Below are 16,008 nucleotides of genomic sequence, written 5' to 3' on the forward strand. Positions count from 1 at the left end.
GGCAGCCTCCTCATGCTGAACCCTTTGCCAACCTCTGGCCGGAGCAACCCAAATATAGAGACAAGTACGGCGAAGTCACAGCCGGTTTACTGCTGGGACTCTGGACAGATGGTTGATTTCCCGTTCAAGCGTGCGTGTGCCGGCCCCGCCGCGGATCGCTGACCCGCGGGAACGTCACCAGCTCGCCGGCAGCCGCTTCAGCCCGCGCAGCACGAAGGTCGGCCGCCACTCCGGATTTTCCGCGTCATCGAGCCGCAGGTCGGGAATCCGGCGCAGCAGCGTCGAGATCGCGATCTCGGCCTCGATCCGCGCCAGCTGGGCGCCGAGGCAGAAATGGATGCCGCCGCCGAACGACAGCGGCTTGACGTTCGGCCGCCGGATGTCGAGCCTTTCGGGGTGATCGGGGTAGACAGCCTCGTCGTGATTGGCCGAGCCCAGGAGGCACAGCACGCTCTCGCCCTTCGGGATGCGCTTGCCACCGAGGTCGTCGATGTCTTCCAGCGCGACACGGCCGGTCAGCTGCACCGAGGAATCGTAACGCAGGAACTCCTCGATCGCGTTGGTGATCAGGCCGGGATTGGCCTTCAGCAGCGCGAGTTGGTCCGGGTTGCGGAACAGCGCCAGTAGGCCGTTGCCGATCAGGTTCACGGTCGTCTCGTGGCCGGCGCCGAACAGCAGGATGATGTTGCCGGTCAGTTCCTCGTTGGTGAGCTTCTGGCCGTCCTCTTCGGCCTGCACCAGCTGGGTGGTGAGGTCGTCGCCGGGCTGCTTGCGGCGCAGCTCGAACAGCTGATGGAAATACATCGCCGCCATCGCATTGGCGGCGTTGCCCTGCTTGATTTCCTCAGGCGTCAGCGGCACCGGCTCGAGGATGCGGCCGCCATCGCGCGAACCGTTGTAGAAGGCCTCGCGGTGTTCCTCGGGAATGCCGAGCATGTCGCAGATGATGGTGACCGGCAGGCGGAACGCGAAATCCTCGATCAGGTCCATCTTGCCTTGCGGAATGATGCGGTCGAGCGTCTCGTCGACGACGTGCTGGATGCGCGGCCGCATGTCCTCGACCCGCCGCGCGGTGAAGGCCTTGACGACAAGGCCGCGCAGGCGGGTGTGGTCGGGCGGATCCTGCTGCAGCATCCAGTGGCTCATGCTGCGGAAGACCGGCTCGTCCATGATCTTCGGACCGTAGCGGCGGATCGAGCGCTCGGCAAAATCCTTGCCGAACCGCTTGTCGCGCAGCACGAGGCTCGCCTCGGCGTGCCGGCTGGCGACGAAAGCGCCGTGCACATTGACATGCATCGGATCGAGGCGGCGCAGCCGCTCGTAGTACGGATAGGGATTGCGAATGAATTCAGGCGCCAGTGGATTGAAAAGCGGCTCGCCGCTCGCCGGCTGAACTTGCTCGTTCATGGTGACCTCGTTCGCTCGCGACGCCGGTGCCTAAAAAGGCTGGCGTGCCCTGGTGTCATCCTTAAGTCCGCATCATCACGGATGCGGCTGTTCTGGTTCTGTCGAACGCAACTCGATACACTCTTGTATCGAGTTGCATTGTGCCCTAAAATGCGCCGATGTCAAGGGTTCGAACCAGACCGACACGGGACGACACCTGCGAGAAGCTGTTCGAGGCGGCGGCGCGGGTGTTCGAGGAACAGGGCATCGGCGGCGCCAGCATCGAGGCGATCGCGGCCGCGGCGGGCTTCACCCGCGGCGCCTTCTATTCGAACTTCAAGAGCAAGGACGAGCTGATCTTCGCGATGCTCGAGGATCACGTCGAGCAATCGATCCGGCGCAATCTCGATTTGCTCGCCCGGCACAACAACCTGGCCGACTTCCTCGAGGCGCTGCGCACCATGGATCGCAGCCGGCAGGATCCGCTCGGCCGCTCCCCTCTCCTGCACATGGAGATGATCCTGTTCGTGGCGCGCGCCGAGAAGCGCCGGCCCGAGCTCGCCAAGCGTCTGCGCGCGCGGCGCAAGCTGATCGCCGACATCGTCACGACTGCGCAGAAGAATAGCGGCAGGAACGGCAGACTCGATCCGGATTGGACCGGAGCGATCGTGCTGGCGCTGGAAGATGGCTTCCGCCTGCACCGCCTGATCGATCCGGAAACCACCCCCGCCGACAGCTGCCTGCGCGCGATCACCGACCTGCAGCGCGCGATTGGCGTTTCGTCGGCCTGATGCGTCAGGCCGCGCTTGCGGCCTTGTGCATCTGTCCGGCGACGGCGCGGACCTTGCGGGGCGAGGCCTGCCAGATCGCAAATGCCGACAGCAGGCTGACGGCGATCCCGAGCAGGAAGGCGCTGGTGTAGCTGCCCGAGAGATCATAGAGCTGGCCGGTGATCCAGGGGCCCGCAGCGCCGCCGGCAAGCGCAGCCAGCATCACGGTGCCGAAGATGCTGCCGTAATGCTTGCCCTGGAAGATCTCCAGCACGACCGGTCCCATCACGGATGTCAGGCCATAGCCAAGCGCGCCCTGGGTGAAGACCATGAGATAGATCAGCGTCATGTTGGGCCAGTATTTCAAGGCGGCGAGCGCGGCGAAGCAGATCACGAAGCCGAAGCAGGAGATCGCCCACACCCATTCCCGGCCGATCCGATCGGAGAGATGCCCGAGCCAGATCTGGCCGGGAATGCCGAGCAGGCTGACGACCCCAAGCGCCCAGACGCTAACACTGGAGCTGAAGCCGATGTCGAGCAGGAATTTGGTCTGATGCACCTGCACCGCGTACCAGATGTACAGGCCGCAGAAATAACCGGTCGCGATCCACCAGAACCGCGCGGTGCGCAGCGCACGCGACAGCGTCCAGTCGGTGCCGGCCCACACCGGGTCGACGATATTCGATGCCGGCCTGGCTGACGTCGCCGTCGGCGCGGCATCGCCGTCCGGCTGCAGGCCGATGTCCTCCGGCCGCTTGTGCAGCAAGAGATTGATCGGCGCCAGCACGACCAGCACCGCGATCCCCATTGCGGTGCAGGCGGTGCGCCAGCCGGTGTGCTCGATCATGTGCTGCACCCACGGCAGCAGCGTCACCGAGCCGATACCGACGCCGGCGAAGGCGAGCCCGATCGCAAGTCCGCGGCGGCGGAGGAACCAGTTCGGCACGAACAACGATTGTCCGGAATAGCCGAGGCAAACGCTGCCAGCGCCGACCAGCACGCCGATCGTGAGATAGAGGTGCCAGGGCTGCGTGGTCAGCGGCGCCAGCAGCAGGCCCGAGCCCATCAGGAGCACGCCAAGCTCCATCACCGCGCGCGGACCGCCGCGGTCCATCAATCGGCCGATCAGCGGACTTGCGATCGCCGAGGCGACAAAGCCGAACGAGAAGGCGCCCGCCGTGATGCCGCGCTCCCAGCCGAATTCAGAGATGATCGGCGGATAGAACAGCGAGAACGCCGTACGCGCGTTGACGCCGATCGCCATGGTGACGAAGGTCACCGCGACGATGATCCAGCCGTAGAAAAAGGGAAGTCGCATCGGACGCAGCATTCCATCCGCAACGGAACAGGCTGGACCGGCGCCGTGGCGGACACTTGGGCAGCCGGCAGCAGGCGCTGCCACCAGCCAGATTTCAGGACGACCTGGAGACAGAAGGGCCGACGCATCCGTCGACCCTTGCCGCCACAATCAACCGCCGTGATCGCCTCGTCAACGCTTGCGCGGACGCTTGGCCGCCTTTTTGGCTGCCTTCTTCTTGCTGACGGCTTTCTTCTTGCCGGCGGGCTTCCCGCCGCCTGATTTGGTGCGCCTGAACGTCGGCCTGCGGAGCGAAAGCTCGGGCCAGGCGATCGGCTGTTCACCGCTGTCCGGGTCGTTGTCGCCGGGCGGATCTTCGGCGCTGTCATCCATCGGCCCTTGCACGACCAGATGGACAAGATAGGCGGTGCCGGCCCCATTCAGGTAGTTCGCGAGCGGCTCGTTGTTGCTCGGAAACAGATGCGGATAGGTCACCACGCTGTTTTCCTCGACCGAGAACTTCACCGCCTTGATCGCGGTTCGGGTCATCGCGTCGCCCAGGATCTTCTTGATCGCCTCCTGCGTCTCCTGAGGCAGCACATGGTGGAGAAAGAAGAACCATTTCCGCTTGGCATCATCCTTCCCGTAATCCTTGCTCGGATAGGCACCGATGCGGAACGCCACGCGCCGTAACCTGTGGCTCGGATCAAACAGCTTTTCCTTTTTGTTGTGCTTGCGAAGAGTAGCCAGATCCTTGCCGCTGAAGAGCTCATTCAGCCGGTCCACGATTTCAGCATCGGGACCGCTGCCGACGGGAAGTAGCGCACCCATTTGTCGTCTCCCTTTGTGCAATTTGATTCAGTCGTAAAAACTCGGACAGATAGCACCGCGGAATTGCCGGCGCGGCCTCCGGTCGAACCAGTACATGTTTGCGCCTTGGCCAATGATCGGCCCAGCACACGCTTGGACCGCGCTTGCGAATTCCCAGGCCGCAGGCGGCAAGCGCGGTCAATTGCTCGATGCTCGATACCGCGCGCTCAATCGAGAGCGTGCGCCCGGTCCGCTTGCGTAGCCGGGCTGCGCCCGTGGCGAGAATCCAGCGGTCCGCCGCGCACTCGCAACCGAGCTCGGAATTGGTGGCGAGCCGACCGCCTTTAGACAGATGGTGTCCGACCTCGTGAAGCAGGGCGAAAACCAGGCCGTCGGCGTTCATCGCCGCGTGGTAAGCCAGTCCGCCATAGATCCGCACGACGCGGTCGTTGCCACGAATGAAGGCCTGAGCATTGACGGTTGCGCTTCCTTCGTCGAGCTCGAAAAGCAGACCGGGAAACGCACGCCTGAAATCGGCCAGGATGTCGCAAAGGAGCGCGTCCCTGCACGTGCGGGCGCTTCCTTTGCCGACCGGTTCGCCCGTCACATTCGCGAACAACATGAGATCATCCGAATGGGATCAGAACAATTTCACTCGCAACTCAAATATTATTGGCTTCGTTCGAACTTCGACTCGCTTTGACCGTCTTTCCCGCGCTACCGACAAAGGGCGCGAAGATCATCGCGCCGGTCTCGTGAAGCAGCGCGGTCGCGCGGTCCAGTTCCTTCGTGCCTTCCTCGGCCTCACCGCTGCGCCCGGAGCGCAACAGCAGATCGGCGCGAACCGATCGGGCAAGGCATTCCGGAATGCGCGCGTGCCGCTTGACTGCAACCGCAATCGCCTCGTCGACGGCGGACAACGCTGCCGCCGCATCTCCTTTCTGCCGATACGCGTTCGCGAGATCGGCGAGAATCCGTGCTTCGTTTTCGAGGCCGGCCTTGCGGGTTCGCGCGAAGTCGAGCGCGGCCGTCAGATCCTCGATCGATGATGTGAACCGACCTGCCACCATATGGGACAGGCCGCGGCTGGCCTGGGCGTAGACGCGCAAATATGGATTGCCGCTTTTGACCGCGAGCAAGAAGGCGCGATCGGCGTGGTGCTGGGCCAATCCGACGTCGCCTTCGGACCAGGCGAGGTCGACATAGGCGAGGCTCGGAATGACATAGTGAATGGCATCGACCTGGCTGCCATCCAGTTGCAGCACGCGATCGAGCAGCGGCCGGGCCTCGGACCCGCGCCCCAGCATCACGAGCGTCTGCCCGCGCATGGCGGTCAACCAGACCTCGACGTCGAATCCAAGCGTCTCCCGGTCCGACTTCACGATCTCCGAGGCGCGCGCGGCCGCCTCCATGTTCATCTGCAGCGCCTCCGACATCCGTCCCGAGAGCCGGAGAGCGTGGCAGAGAATGGCCTTCAGCGTGACCTGGACACTGGTGTCGGTGCCGGTGTCGGCAAGCGCCTTGGCTTCCAGCACCCGCTCGACATATTCGTCGGCCGAGCCGCCATTCGCCAAAATCCGGCCGTAGGCAGCGTGAATCAGCGTGTTGGCGCGCAGGTCCCCCATCGCGAGCGCGAGGCCGCGGGCTTCCTCGAAATAGACCTGCGCATCGGCGGCGGAAATTCCCTCGCGCCAGCCGAAATTCACGATCTGGCCACAGGCCATCATCTTCAGATAGTCGGTCATTTGCGATGGGGGCTGGTGCGTCAGCAGTTCACGCACCTTCTTCCAGCTTCGCAAGGCCTGACTGGGATCGTTCGCACCGACCCAGACCGCCGCACGCATGTGCTGCTGCGCCGCCTTCATATGTTCGCCGGCATGCTCCCAGTGGTAGGCGAGAAGCGACGCCCGTTCCTCGGCGCGATCCTTGAACAGCTTCTCGATCGCCTGCGCGACGGCCGCGTGAAGCTCGCGGCGCCGTTCGTGCAACAGCGACAGATAAGCGACTTCCTGGATCAGCGGATGACGAAACGCGATCAGCCGCTGCTCAAAGGGAGGCACGTCGTAGAGCAATTCGGCGCGTCGCAAATGTCCCACGGCTTCCAGCAACTCGGCCTTCGCCAGTCCGGCAACGGCATCGAGAACCGACAACGAAATCTCGCGCCCGGCAACCGAAGCGACCTCGAGGGCTCTTTTTGCGTGTTCGTCGAGGCGATCGATGCGCGCCGCGACCACGGCTTGCACGGTCGTCGGAAGCGGAATTGTGTCGATGCCGCCCTTCAGCCGGTACGCGCCCTTCTCGCCCTCGAAGTCGCCGCGCTCGACAAGGGCGCTCATGAGCTCTTCCAGGAAGAACGGATTGCCGTGCGCGCGCTCGACGATGTTCCGGCTCAACAACGCCAGCGACGGGTCGGTACCAAAATGATCGCGCAAGATCGATTGCGCCTCCGCGGGCCCAAGCGGAGCCATGTTGATCTGCCGGTAATGCGATCGCTGCATCAGCGGCGCGCTCAATCCGGCCCTGAAATTGACCAGCAGCATCGTCGTGGTTCCGACCACGGCGTCGGCAAGGGCCTCGACGAACTCCTCACTCGCCGGATCGATCCAGTGCAGATCGTCGATCAGGACGACCGTCACATTGTCACGAGGTGCGGCGCGTACCAGTTCGCCGACGAAATCGAGCAATTGGGCCTTGCGGGCCTTGGGATCCAGCTTCGGCGCAGACTGGTGCGGGTCCGCCAGACCGAGGAATTCCAGCAGCACGGGTGCCAGATGATCGGAGACCGGCATTGCCGCCAACCGGTCGAAGACACGGCGGCGCGAGACGTCCGGCGCTTCCTCCTTGATGCGAAGCCCAAAAATATCCCGAAGCAGCGCCAGCACCGGCTGAAACGGCGTTGCGCGGCCATGCGCGAGCACACGCGCCTCAAAGACGCGGATGCCCTTGCTACGACAACTCTCGGCAAATTCAAAGCAAAGGCGACTCTTTCCAATGCCGGCTTCGCCGACGACACCGACCGCCCGGCCATCTCCCTTGCGGGTGTTCTCGAGTTCAGCCGTCAGCGCCGCAAACTCGTCGGCGCGGCCGGTCAGGGGACTCAACCGTCGTCCGGTCCGGAAGACACCGCTCGACGGCGCATGCTGAAGGCCCCTCAGCCTGAGCACCTCGACGGGAGCCGCGAGCCCCCGAATGGCCTGCTCGCCAAGCGACTCCACCTCCACGAACTGCTTCGCGACAGCGTAGGTTTCCCTCGAGACCAGAATGGTGCCGGGCTCGGCAAGGTGCTCCAGTCGACTGGCGAGGTGCACGTTCGCGCCCGCGGCGTCATAGGTTTGATAGATGCCGTGCTCGATGGCCTGGAAGACGACCTCACCGGTATGGACGCCGACGCGGATGTGCATATCGACGTCATGCAGGCGCTTGACGTCATCCTGCATCGCCAGCGCCGCGAGACAGCCCCGAACGGCGTGATCCTCATGAGGCTGCGGGGCGCCGAACATCGCCATGACGCCGTCGCCCTGGGCCTTGTTGACGACGCCGCCGTAGCGGTGAACGGCCTCGTTCATCAGGTCGAGCACCGGCTGCAAGCGCCGCATGCCCAGTTCGGGATCTCCGAGACTATCGATGATGCCCGTCGAGTTGCTGATATCGGCGAAAAGGATCGTGAGGCGCTTCCGCTCCCCGCCCTTGGCACGCAGGCTCCTCAGGGCATGCTCGTGCGACGGCAGAACCTGGGTCGCGTCAATCGCCGTCGTCAACGCAGCGCCGCACCTTCCGCAAAAGCGGCTGCTTGAACCGTTCAGGTGGCCGCAAGCTTCACACGTAATTCCGAGAGAGGCCCCGCACCCTTCGCAATACTCATTGGTCGCCCTGTTCTGACAACCGCAACGCAAACATTGCATCGTAGGCCTCTTGAAGAGAGCTGCAGACGCAGGCAACCGCAACAAGTCTTAAAAACAACGCGACAAATATCCACAATCGGGTATCGCTGTGAAGCTTAGCAAAGCCGCCTGCACCTGTCGTGCCATTTTATGGCGCACGTGCAGATTGCGCCAAAACGGCAGTCGACGCCGCATCCGATCACAAGTTGCGTCGCCGTTGGCGTCGAGCACACAGGTTGCATTGGCTAAGTCTGCAACGCGTGGCTCTCATGGCCGAAATAGGCGCGCTCGAGCCGACGCGCCAAGTCGCTCTCTCCGGTCGGCGCCTCCAGCGCGATCGCACCCTGCACCAGCGCGTAGACGCGATCGGCGCAGGCGAGCGCCTTCTCCAAGAGCTGCTCGACCAGCAGCACGGAGGTGCCCTGCTCGCGTAGCCGGCCGATGACGTTGAGGACACGATCGACCAGCACCGGCGACAGTCCGGCGGACGGCTCGTCGAGCATCAACAGCCGCGGCCGGCGGACCAGGCCCTGCGCCACCGTCAGCATCTGCTGCTGCCCGCCCGACAGCGCGCCGCCGCGTTCATGCCGCTTCTCGGCGATTTCGGGAAACAACGCCAATGCCTCCTCGATGCGCACGGCGCGCTCGGCGCGCGGCAGGTCATAGCCGGCAAGCAGCAAATTGTCGGTCACCGAGATCTGCGTGAACACGCGATGTCCCTCGATCACATGCACCAGCCCGGCACGCGCGGCATCGCGCGGCGTGGCGTTGGTCATGTCGCGGTCGCCGAACCGGACCTGTCCGGCAGTGACGGGCAACAGTCCGGACATCGCGCGCAGCAACGTGGTCTTGCCGGCACCGTTGGGCCCGAGCAGCGCCACGACCTCGCCGGCAGCAATCGTGATGTCGATGCCGTGCAGCACACGGATCTTGCCGTAGCCGGACTGCAGCCCATTGACCGCGAGCAACGGTTCAGCCGCCGAGATAGGCACTGACGACCTCCTTGTGGACGCGGATCTCCGCCGGGGTTCCCGCCGCCAGCGTCCGGCCCAGATTGAGCACGGTGACCTGGTGGCAGATATCGAAGATCAGATCGGCATGGTGCTCGACCAGCAGCACACCGGTACCGCGGCCGCAGACCGCCTTGATCAGGCCGGCGAGCCGCTCGATTTCGTCATTGGAGAGACCCGCGGCGGGCTCGTCGAGCAGCAGGAAGTCCGGATCGAGCATCAACGCCCGCGCGATCTCGATGAAGCGCAGTTCGCTGTGTTGCAGGCGATCGGCGCGTATGTCGGCGAGCGCCTCGAGGCCGACGACGCCGAGCAGCGCGTGCGCCTTGGCGGCGAGCAGACGTTCGTCGGCCCCGTTGCGCGGCAGTGCGAGCATCGCCTCGACGAAATTGGCCCGGCCCTCGATCGAGCCGCCGATCATGACGTTCTCCAACACCGAAGCTTCACCGATCACCCGCGGCGTCTGAAAGGTGCGCGCGATACCGCACGCGGCCCGCTTGACCGGCTGGCCCGCGGCCAGGACTTCGCCGCCAAGCGTCATGGTGCCGGCTTTGGCGGCATAGTAGCCCGAGATCACGTTGAGCGTCGTGGTCTTGCCGCTGCCGTTCGGTCCGATCAGGCCGTGGATCGCGCCGGGTGCGATATCGAGATCGAGGCCGTCGATCGCCTTCACATTGCCGAAGCTCAGCGCGATGCCACGCAACTGCAGCGTCTTGCCGCCGTCCCTGCGGCGCACGATGTCGGCGAGTGCAGCGGGACGCGGAACGATGGCGCGGTTGCTAGCGAGCGGCCGGCGGTTGCGGAAATCGAGCAACGCCGCGATGCCACCGGGCATCACCAGCACGATCACGAGCAGCAGCACCGCGTAGAGGAAGGTCGACCAAGCCGCGAGCGGTGCCGCGATCTCGGGCAGGATGGTCAGGATGATGGTGCCGAGCATGGGCCCGAGGATCGAGCCGCGGCCGCCGATCAGGATCGCGATGAAGAACAGCACCGAGAGATCGAAGGTGAACGCATCGGGCGTGATGTAGGTCTGCAGGGTCGCGAACAATCCGCCGGCGATCGCCGCCAGCGCGCCGGCGAACAGGAAGATCGCGATCAGCATTTTCGGCTTGGAGATGCCGCTGGCCTCGGCGGCGACCTCGGCGTCGCGCACCGCGATCAGCGCGCGGCCGAACCGGCTGCGCGCGACATTGGCGCTCATCCAGGTGGTCAAGGCGGCGAAGGCGATACAGAGGGCGTAGAAGCCCCACGGCGTATTGAACGGCGGCGGGAATTCCGGACCTGCAATGCCAATGCCGCCGCCGGTCACGCTCTGCCAGGCCAGCGCGATCTGGGTCACGATGGTGGCAAAGCCAAGCGTCGACATGGCGAAGTAGAAGGTGCGCAGGCGCAGGGCCGGCAGGCCGACGACCACGCCGAAGACCGCGCCGATCAGGCCGGCGATCGGCAAGGCGACGAATACCGGAAGCACCGGCATCACGTTGCCGGCAACCAGCACGCTCGTCGTGTAGGCGCCGAGCGTCAGCAGCGCGACATAGCCGATCGCAAGATGACCGGCGAAGCCGACCACCAGATTGAGGCCCGACACCAGCACCCAGTAGATCGCCATGCGGGTACCGATCAGCACCCAGTAATCGTTGCTGACGAACGGCAGCAGCACCGCCGCCACCAGAATGCCGAGAAACGGCAGGACGTGCGGCAGCGCGGCGCGCCACACGCCGCTGTCGGCTCGGGACGGGGTGGACACGACCGACGTCATCACACTCTCCGCGCGGTCGAGGCGCCGAACAGCCCTTGCGGCGCGGCGAGCAGCACCACGATGAACAGCGTGAACACCGCGACCGAGGAGAAGATGCCGCCGACCAGGAAGTTCGCCGCCTGCTGGAACAGGCCGAGCGCCAGCCCGCCGATGATCGCGCCTCTGTTATTGCCGAGCCCGCCCAGCGCCACCGGCACGAAGCCGTAGAAGTTGAGCAGCGCGCCGTTGGCGAAGAAGGCCAGCAGCAACTGCCCGCCGGAAAACCCGGCGATGCCGCCGACCACGCCGGCAAGCGCGTAGCTCGCGACCCGCAGATTGCGCTCCGGCAGGCCGAGCGCCCGCGCCGCAAAATTATCCTCCGCGATGGCCAGGAACGCGCGGCCGACCAGGGTGCGGCGGTAGAGATATTCAAGGCCGACAATGGTGACGGCGCAGGCGAGGACCGGCAGCCAGAATTTCTCATCGAGGACGCCCTCGCCGAACCCTGCGATGCGCGGGAACGGCTGCGGCTCGGTGCCCCATTTGATCGCGGTGATTTGCTGGATCATCAGCGCGACCGCGAGGGTCGAGAGCACGTAGAGATGCTGGTCGAGGCTCTTGAGCACCGGCCGCACCGCGACGAATTCGGTGATGATTCCGATCACCGCGCAGCAGAGCAGCGTCAGCACGAAGCCGACGGCAATGGGCAAGCCGAGCTTCAGCGTGAACATCGAGCCGAACACGCCGCCCAGCATCGCCAGCTGGCCGGCGGTGAAGCTCATCACCCGCGAGGTCGAGAACATCGTGTTGTAGGTGACGCCGACGAGCGCGTAGATCGCGCCCGCAGCGAGACCGGATGCAAGGATCGAGGCCAGCATCGGCTGCGCCCTCGCCCTTCTACGTATATCCTGGCGCCAGCGCGAAGGTGCCGTCCTTGGCGGTAGAGGCTTCCGACATCACGATCTCTTCGGTCAGGTAGCCGTTGTGCTCGGTCGGCGAGAAGCGGTAATTGCCGAAATAGCCGGGATAGGTCGACAGCGTGTTCCAGTACTTGATGATGCCGGCGCTGTCGGTCGAGCCGCTTTCGGCGACCGCCTTGGCGATCAGCTCGATGCAATCGATGCCGCCCGCGACCCACCACAACAGCGTGTCGTTCAGTGCGACGTTGGCCTCGGCCAGGCGCGCGACCAGGTCCGCGCTCTTCGGCGGCAGCTTGCCGGCGGCATCATAGCTGCAGCTCTTGTAGCCGATCGCGTAGACCTTCTTCCAGTTCTCCGGCTTGGCGACCAGGCTCGCAAGCTCGCCCGACGCCATCGAGGGATGCCCGACGAAGGGCACGTCCCAGTTCATCGCGGCGCGGGTGTTGAACATGCGCGCCTCCATGCCGGTCGAGACGCTCCACACCACGATCGCTTCCGCGCCGGCGTTCTTGGCACGCAGCATGTCCGGCGTCATGTCGGGCTGCGTGGCGTCGATATTGGCCTGATAGGCCACCTCGGCGCCGTCCTTCTTGAACGCCGCGACGGAAGCGCCGACCGCGGTGACGCCATAGCCGGTGGTGTCGCCGATCACGGCGACCTTCTTCACCTTGAGGATCTTGAGACAGTAATTGCGCACGGCATCGTCCCATTGGTTGTTCGACGGCGCGATGCGGAACGCGTTGGGGAACTTGATCGGGTCGATCAGGGTCTCGACGACGCAGGGATGCAGGTCGGGCATCTTGGCGCGCGCCATGATCGGCGTTGTCGCCAGCGCCTCGCCCGAGTTCAGCGGACCCCAGATCGCGTGCACCTTGGCCTGGCTGATCAGCTCCTGCGTGGCGTTCACCGCCTTGGTCGGATCGCCCTGGGTATCGCGCATCACGAGCTCGATCTTGCGGCCCTTCACCCCGCCGGCGCCGTTGATGGCGTCGACCGCGAAGTTGACGCCGCGATTGAAGCCGACCGTCGGCGCCGAGCTCGGGCCGGTGATCGCCGCGAGACAGCCGATCTTGATCGGTTCCGACTGTGCGATGGCAGGCGCCGGGAAGGAAAATGATGCGGCGCCCAATGCACCGGCGCTGCCCAACAAAACGTCACGGCGTGAAATAGCCATGTGATGCCTCCCTGTTTCCCTCTCGGCGCCCGTCGTTTGTTGCGGGACGTCCGTTCATTGATAGTCCGCGCGCTCAGGGGCCGCGGTTATGCGGGCCAAGTCTGAGCCGGATGCGAAGCTCTTGTCCAGCCCCGCGGACGACATTGGGCTTCGCCAAACTTTCATGGCCGAGGCCGCCGCGTCCAGTAGCCGGCATTGACCGCGCCGACGGGTATCTCGCCGGCAACGATCTTCGCGACCTGGCGTACCGTCTCCGATGACTGATGCTCGATCGCCTGCGGCGTCAGGCCGCCGACATGCGGCGTTGCGATCACATTGTGCAGCTTCGCAAGCTCGGGCGTCGGCATCTGGTCCGGCGCGCGGCCGACATCCATCGCGGCACCCGCAATGCGGCCATCGCGCAGCGCGGCCGATAGCGCCGCCTCGTCGACAAGGTTTCCGCGCGAAAGGTTGATGAAGAATGCGTGCTTCGGCATCCGCGCCAGTGCGGCTTGCCCGATCAGGTTCTCGGTCTGCGCGTTGGCGATCGCGAGACAGACAACGTAGTCGGCGCGCGCCAGCAGATCGTCGAGCGGCAGATGCGCGATCGCCGCATCATCGATCGTTACGTAGGGATCGGCGACCAGCACACTCATGCCGAGCACTTTTGCGATCCCGGCAAGATAGCGCCCGATGCTGCCATAGCCGATGATGCCGATCGTGCTTCCCGCAAGCTGGCGGCCCATGACGACCTCGGGCGCCCTCCCCGCATGATAATCCGCGGTGGCGCGCGAGACGCCGCGCGACAGATCGACGATGAAGCCGAGCGCGAGCTCGGCGACCGACTGGACGAAACCGGCGCTCGCCTGCGTCACCAGCACGCCGGCGGCGGAGGCCGCAGCCACATCGATATTGCGGATATCGACCGCGCAGCGCACGACGGCGCGCAACTTCGGCAGCTGCGGGAAGATCTCCCCTCGCCCCTGCGTCATGCGGTCGGCGACGATGATGTCGACATCGGCCGCGGCCTTGACCAGCGCCGCCGCGTCGAGCGCCTCCTCGCCTTCGTGCAGCTTGACGTCGGCGACCGCGCGCAGGCCGCTCAGGCTGCGCTCGCCATAATAGCCGCGGCGCATCTGCGGGGTATGGGCGAGCAGCACCTTCACGTTTCGATTCCCCTAATAGCCGAGCGCATGCGGCAAGGCCGTGCTGATGGCGGGCACGAAGGCGATCACCAGCAGGCACAGCAACAGCAGGCCGAGATAGCCCGCGATCGGCTTGATGGTCTGCTCGATCGGCACGTTGCCGATCAGGCAGGCGCCGTAGAGCCCAAGGCCAAGTGGCGGCGCAAAGAGCCCGAGCCCCATCGCGATCACAAGCACGACGCCGAAATGCAGTGGATCGATGCCGAGCTTGACGGCAACCGGCAGCAGCAGCGGGCCGAAAATGATCAGCGCCGCGGCGCCTTCGAGCACCGAGCCCATCACCACCAGCACCAGGATCGACAGCAGCATGAACAGCCAGACGCCGTGGCTGCCCGAGATCGCCAGCATGAGGTCGCCGACGGCATGCGGCACCTGCTGCAGCGTCAGGATGAAGGCCAGTGACTGCGCCGCGGCGACGATGAACAGCACCAGCCCCGAACGAACAGCCGACTGCACGAAGCAGTGCGCCAGACTCCTCGCGCCGAGCTCGCGGAACAGCAGGCTGCCGACGGCGATGGCGTAGACCGCGGCGAAGGCGGAGATTTCGGTCGCGGTGGCAAAGCCGCTCTTGAAGCCGAAGAAGATCATGAAGATCAGCCCGAACGAGGCGATCGCACCGGTCCAGAGCCCCGATACCGCGGCGCGCGGCTCGGCTTCCACGTTCGCCGCGGGGCGCTTGCCGAAGATGATCGACACCGCGATCAGCGCCAGCGCCATCAGCGCGGCCGGCAACATGCCGGCGACGAACAGTCCGCCGATCGACAGGTTGGCGACGAAGCCGAGGATGATGAGGTTGATGCAGGGCGGAATGGTCTCCGCCATGACAGCGGAGGCGGCGAGCAGCGCCACCGCTCCGCCCGGGTTCTGCCGCGAGCGGCGCGCCGCCGGGATCAGCACCGAGCCGACCGCGGCAACGTCGGCCATCTTGGAGCCCGAGATGCCGGAGAACAGCACCATCGACATCACCATGACGACGTTGAGCCCGCCGCGCATCCGTCCAACCGCGCGCTGCAGCAATTCGATCAGCCGGACCGACATGCCGTTGGCTTCCATCAGGTAGCCGACCAGGATGAAGAACGGGATCGCGAGCAGCACGAAATTGTCGATGCCGCGCGCCATCTGCTGGGCGAAGATCACGCCGGGCAGCGTGCCCTCGACCCAGATGAAGATCAGCGCCGCCAGCGCCAGCGCAAAACCGATCGGCAGTCCGCCGAACAGCGTGAGGAGGAAGCCGATCAGCATCAACGTTTGCGATGACGGTACGGACGATGGTGCGAATGCATCCCAAGCGAGATAGAGACCCACGATGACGGCAGTCGCGACGATGGCCACCGTCATGTCGCGCAGCGGCCGGCCACAGAACGTCTCGAACGCGAAGATCGTCATGAACGCCGCGCCGACGCCCATTGGATAGAACGTCCATTCCAGCGGCAGGCCGGAGCCGGAAGTCTGACCGGTGGTCAGCCAGCCCATCTTGACGGCGTTGAACGCGACATAGCCGGCAATGATGGTGACGAGCAGCGCACCGACCGCGTCGACCACCCGCCGCACGCCCGGCGGCAGCATGTTGACGAAGAAGGCGACGCCGAGATTTTCGCTGCGGGCGAGCGCGCTTGCCGCGCCGAAGAAGCTCGACCCGACCATCAGGCCGCGGGCGACGTCGTCGGACCATTCGACCGGCGCATTGAACAGGAAGCGGGCCAGCACCGAGACGCAGACCACCACGAGATCGGCGGCAAGCAGGAGCGCGGCGGTCGCATCACTAACGGCAAGCAGCGGCGCCGTGATCCGATCAGCGCTGCTTCTCGCCTCGACTGCGGCGACTGACATGCGCC

The 16,008-nt window shown here is 65.2% G+C and carries 12 protein-coding genes; 1 reads left to right on the plus strand and 11 read right to left on the minus strand.

Translation table 11 applies throughout. From position 1 onward, the window contains the following. Nucleotides 1-174: 174 nt before the first annotated feature. The gene (locus J6525_RS08695) at nt 175-1,407 is read right to left on the minus strand and encodes a cytochrome P450 (RefSeq protein ID WP_225643645.1); all 1,233 of its coding nucleotides are present in this window, start codon (nt 1,405-1,407) and stop codon (nt 175-177) included. Between the two features lie 158 nt (nt 1,408-1,565). On the opposite strand from J6525_RS08695, the gene J6525_RS08700 reads away from it, so the two are divergent. Beyond that, a complete protein-coding gene (locus J6525_RS08700; protein WP_092088624.1) occupies nt 1,566-2,177 on the plus strand; it encodes a TetR/AcrR family transcriptional regulator in 612 nt (203 codons plus the stop codon). A gap of 4 nt (nt 2,178-2,181) precedes the next feature. On the opposite strand, the gene J6525_RS08705 is transcribed toward J6525_RS08700, so the two are convergent. The 10 genes from J6525_RS08705 to J6525_RS08750 form a co-directional block, all read right to left on the minus strand. After that, on the minus strand, nt 2,182-3,474 hold the full coding sequence (locus J6525_RS08705) for an MFS transporter (protein ID WP_225643647.1): 1,293 nt from the start codon (nt 3,472-3,474) through the stop codon (nt 2,182-2,184). Nucleotides 3,475-3,645: 171 nt separating this feature from the next. Continuing rightward, on the minus strand, nt 3,646-4,284 hold the full coding sequence (locus J6525_RS08710; RefSeq protein ID WP_225643649.1) for a hypothetical protein: 639 nt from the start codon (nt 4,282-4,284) through the stop codon (nt 3,646-3,648). Further along, nucleotides 4,244-4,885: a type 2 periplasmic-binding domain-containing protein gene (locus tag J6525_RS08715; protein WP_225643657.1), complete on the minus strand. Its 642-nt coding sequence runs from the start codon at nt 4,883-4,885 to the stop codon at nt 4,244-4,246. Before J6525_RS08715 ends, J6525_RS08710 begins: the two co-directional genes overlap by 41 nt. A 40-nt stretch (nt 4,886-4,925) precedes the next feature. Next, a complete protein-coding gene (locus J6525_RS08720) occupies nt 4,926-8,165 on the minus strand; it encodes an AAA family ATPase (RefSeq protein ID WP_376708458.1) in 3,240 nt (1,079 codons plus the stop codon). Between the two features lie 224 nt (nt 8,166-8,389). Further along, complete coding sequence (locus J6525_RS08725; RefSeq protein ID WP_225643660.1) at nt 8,390-9,136, minus strand: ABC transporter ATP-binding protein; 747 nt, start codon at nt 9,134-9,136, stop codon at nt 8,390-8,392. Beyond that, nucleotides 9,117-10,916: a branched-chain amino acid ABC transporter ATP-binding protein/permease gene (locus tag J6525_RS08730; RefSeq protein WP_225643662.1), complete on the minus strand. Its 1,800-nt coding sequence runs from the start codon at nt 10,914-10,916 to the stop codon at nt 9,117-9,119. Before J6525_RS08730 ends, J6525_RS08725 begins: the two co-directional genes overlap by 20 nt. Next, a complete protein-coding gene (locus J6525_RS08735; RefSeq protein ID WP_050385417.1) occupies nt 10,916-11,773 on the minus strand; it encodes a branched-chain amino acid ABC transporter permease in 858 nt (285 codons plus the stop codon). Before J6525_RS08735 ends, J6525_RS08730 begins: the two co-directional genes overlap by 1 nt. Nucleotides 11,774-11,792: 19 nt before the next feature. Further along, nucleotides 11,793-12,989 carry an ABC transporter substrate-binding protein gene (locus tag J6525_RS08740; protein WP_225643664.1) on the minus strand — a complete coding sequence of 399 codons (1,197 nt, stop codon included), beginning with the start codon at nt 12,987-12,989 and terminating at the stop codon, nt 11,793-11,795. A gap of 161 nt (nt 12,990-13,150) precedes the next feature. Further along, entirely contained in the window at nt 13,151-14,134 is a 984-nt protein-coding gene (locus tag J6525_RS08745) for an NAD(P)-dependent oxidoreductase (RefSeq protein ID WP_225643666.1), read from the minus strand. 12 nt (nt 14,135-14,146) lie between these two features. Continuing rightward, nucleotides 14,147-16,003, minus strand: a complete 1,857-nt coding sequence (locus tag J6525_RS08750; protein ID WP_225643668.1) for a TRAP transporter large permease — start codon at nt 16,001-16,003, stop codon at nt 14,147-14,149. Nucleotides 16,004-16,008: the final 5 nt, after the last annotated feature.

The organism is Bradyrhizobium australafricanum, assembly GCF_020329495.1.
In the GTDB taxonomy this organism is placed as follows: Bacteria; Pseudomonadota; Alphaproteobacteria; order Rhizobiales; family Xanthobacteraceae; genus Bradyrhizobium; species Bradyrhizobium australafricanum.